The 1,165-nt window shown below is 32.0% G+C and carries 2 pseudogenes; both read left to right on the top strand.

Annotated features, from left to right (window positions below):
• Window positions 1–26 precede the first annotated feature (26 nt).
• Window positions 27–671 (top strand): annotated as a pseudogene (locus ASJ81_RS13160) (ISNCY family transposase); the annotation flags it as partial.
• Between the two features lie 196 nt (window positions 672–867).
• Window positions 868–1,165: pseudogene (locus tag ASJ81_RS13165) on the top strand (ISNCY family transposase); the annotation flags it as partial.

The raw sequence follows: 1,165 nt of genomic DNA on the forward strand, positions 1-1,165 counted from the left end.
TATGTAATGATGTTACGGCAAAAACAATGGTAATTATAAATCTTACTCTTAATAACTTATCGGAACTCCCTGCTCTCTCATACCTTTTTGATAGTTATAGCAATGATTACGAATATACCACAAGAGGAATTTTTCGTAGAAAAATTCCTCCAGCCTGCCCTATTTGCAGTGCTCCTATGGTTCATAACGGCTATAATCTATACATCAAAAAAGGTCTTGGAAAAATCAGCATTGGTCGATACAAATGCCAAAATTGTGGTAGTACAGACGAAGAAGATCATAGTTTTTGGGAAGGTCTGAAAACTTTACTTTTTGATTCATTCAATAATTTTTTCCAGGTGCTCAGATACCATAAAGTTTCTTATGATGGAATTTCTGATATAATGAGCTTCATATTTCCAAGATCAAGAAGCACTATTTTTAGAACATTCAACGAAGAAATGGAACAGGAAAATGTTCCAATTTTAGAAAATGTACATATGGTGCACTATGACGAACAGCATCCAAAAGAGGGACGTTGTCAGAAATACCGTTTAACATTACTGGATGCAAAAACTCAAAGAACAATAGCAGATGAACTTTTTGAGGATAAAAGTTCAGAAACCATCAAAACGTTTCTACGAAAAAATCTAGATACATCAGAACCTGTGTTTATTGTTACGGATTTTGATAAGAGATACCCATTTGTATTCGGTTAAGGATTTTGAGCTGCTGATCTCGATTTCGACGGAAAAACTCAAACCCAAATGTTTAGTGTTTAAATTGAAATCGATATCAGATTCCAGTTTTGCATTTGATGAATAATTTAATAAATTTTATGAAAATCAATGCAATTGATAACGATTTTTCCTTAACCGATGACCAATGAAGAGATACCCAGATATTTTAAAGGAAGTTTTTGGGGATAAGTTAGTGCATCAATACTGTTTGATGCACTTAAACAAGCTTATAGTTAGCGATTTTCCGAAGAAAACAACAATTGAACAGGAACTATTAAAATACAGGTTATTGAATATATTTTACAATCGTGAAAATGAGATTAAATTCCTGGAAAAAATTCTATCTGAAGAACTTAACGTAATTATGAATGAAGAAAAGCATCAAGAATGGAGTATAAAGGCAAAAAAGGAATTTAACCGATTTAGATATAAATTGAAGCTAGAAA

It is taken from the genome of Methanosarcina spelaei, assembly GCF_002287235.1.
In the GTDB taxonomy this organism is placed as follows: domain Archaea; phylum Halobacteriota; class Methanosarcinia; order Methanosarcinales; family Methanosarcinaceae; genus Methanosarcina; species Methanosarcina spelaei.